At 63.3% G+C, this 2,260-nt stretch carries 2 protein-coding genes; one reads left to right on the top strand and one right to left on the bottom strand.

Translation table 11 applies throughout. From position 1 onward, the window contains the following. On the bottom strand, positions 1 to 497 hold a 497-nt coding region (locus tag PHW99_RS04900), incomplete at its 3' end, for a protein adenylyltransferase SelO family protein (RefSeq protein ID WP_300174359.1). Between the two features lie 163 nt (positions 498 to 660). On the opposite strand from PHW99_RS04900, the gene PHW99_RS04905 reads away from it, so the two are divergent. Then, the coding region (locus PHW99_RS04905) for a 3-(methylthio)propionyl-CoA ligase (protein ID WP_300174361.1) at positions 661 to 2,260 on the top strand (1,600 nt) is incomplete at its 3' end.

A 2,260-nucleotide genomic window follows, 5' to 3' on the forward strand; every position in this document is an offset into this window, starting at 1 on the left:
ACCGGCGCGTCCGAGCCGGTGACACACAGGGCGCGGGTGGTGGGAATGCCCAGCGCGTGCATGGCCTCACTGCCCAAAAACTCACGGATGCTGCTGCGCAACACGGCACGGCCATCACCCATGCGCGAATAGGGGGTGAGCCCCGAACCCTTAATCTGCACTTCCTGGCCATTGGTCTCGCCGAGCAGGATGGCGCGGCCGTCGCCCAGCTGGCCGGCCCACTGGCCAAACTGGTGGCCGCTGTAGACGCTGGCCAGCGGCTGGGTGCCCGCCAGGGGCTGGTTGCCCGAGAGGGCCTGCAGCAGGGCGTCCGAGCGCATCCACTGGGCGTCCAGCCCCAGCAGCGTAGCCACCGGCTGGCTGTGCCCGACCCAGTAAGGGGCGGGTAGCGGCTGGGGGGCCAGCCGGGTGAAAAAACGTTCACCGAGCTGGTAGAAGCGGTTGTCCCAGGACAGCGGCGTTTTCACCAGTTCCAGGGAGGCTGAGGGTGCATTCATGGCGGCATTGTCTGGCAGCCCTGACAAACCCAGAGCTCGCATGGATATCAGTGCCGCCCGCGGGGGGGCGGCCGTCTGTCATGCCCGCGACGGGGTGGCGCTTTGGCGCTGCGTTTTCGCAGTACGATGCGCAGCTATTTCAACCACAACGAGGAGCCAGGACATGCTGGGATTGATGCAGAGCCAACAACTGACGATTTCATCGCTGATCGAGTTTGCCGAACGCCACCACGGCGAAGGTGAAATCGTGTCACGCCGGGTTGAAGGCGACATTCACCGCTACACCTACAAACAGGCCGCTCAACGTTCGCGCCAGCTGGCACGGGTGCTGGATGCGCTGCAGCTGCAGCCGGGTGAGCGGGTGGCCTCCATTGCCTGGAATGGCTACCGCCATATGGAGATGTACTTCGGCGTCAGTGGTTCGGGCCGGGTCCTGCACACCATCAACCCACGCATGCACCCCGAACAGATTGCCTGGGTGGTCAACCATGCCCAGGACCAGGTGGTGTGTTTTGACATGACGTTTTTGCCGATTGCCAAGGCCATTCACGGCAAGTGCCCCAGTGTCAAGCACTGGGTGGCGCTGTGTGACGCCGACAAGCTGCCGGCTGATTCGGGTATTCCCAACCTGACCAGTTACGAAGCCCTGCTGGCGGCGCAACCCGACACCTACACCTGGCCCGAACTCGACGAAAACACGGCGTCGAGCATGTGTTACACCAGCGGCACCACCGGCAACCCCAAAGCGGCGCTGTACAGCCACCGCTCCACTGTGCTGCACGCGTATGCCGCTGCGCTGCCGGATGTGATGTGCCTGTCGGCGCGCGACTCGATCCTGCCGGTGGTGCCGATGTTCCACGTCAACGCCTGGGGCATTCCGTATTCGGCAGCACTCACCGGGGCCAAGCTGGTGTTTCCTGGGCCGGGTATGGACGGCAAGTCCATTTACGACCTGATCGAGTTGGAGCAGGTCACCTATGCCGCCGGGGTGCCGACCATCTGGCAGATGCTGCTGGGCCACATGGAGCCCAACGGCCTGCGCTTCTCCAGCCTCAAGCGCACCGTGATTGGCGGCTCGGCCTGCCCGCCAGCGATGATCACCGCTTTCAACGACAAATACGGTGTGGAAGTGCTGCATGCCTGGGGCATGACCGAGATGAGCCCGCTGGGCACGCTGTGCACGCTGAAGAACAAACACCTCACCTTGTCGGAAGAAGACAAGATGAAGGTGCGCCTCAAGCAAGGCCGCGCCATCTACGGCGTTGACATGAAAATCGTCGACGGTGAAGGCCAGGAGCTGCCCTGGGACGGCAAGACCTTTGGTGACCTGCTGGTCAAAGGCCCATGGGTGCTGCGCGAGTACTACAAGGGCGCGGGGGACACCGCGTCGGTCATGCCGCTGGTGGATGGCTGGTTCCCCACCGGCGACGTGGCCACCATCGACCCTGACGGTTACATGCAGATCACCGACCGCAGCAAGGACGTGATCAAGTCCGGCGGCGAGTGGATCAGCTCCATCGACATCGAGAACATCGCCGTGGCGCACCCAGCCATCGCCATGGCAGCGTGTATCGGCATGAAACACCCCAAGTGGGACGAACGCCCGATTGTGGCCGTGGTGAAGAAACCGGGGGCCGAAGTCACCCGCGAGGAGCTGCTCAAGTTCTACGAAGGCAAGACCGCCAAATGGCAGATTCCCGATGACGTGGTGTTCCTGGACAACATCCCGCTCGGTGCCACCGGCAAGATGCAGAAAAGCAAGC

It is taken from the genome of Rhodoferax sp., from assembly GCF_028689305.1.
Classification (GTDB): domain Bacteria; phylum Pseudomonadota; class Gammaproteobacteria; order Burkholderiales; family Burkholderiaceae_C; genus Rhodoferax.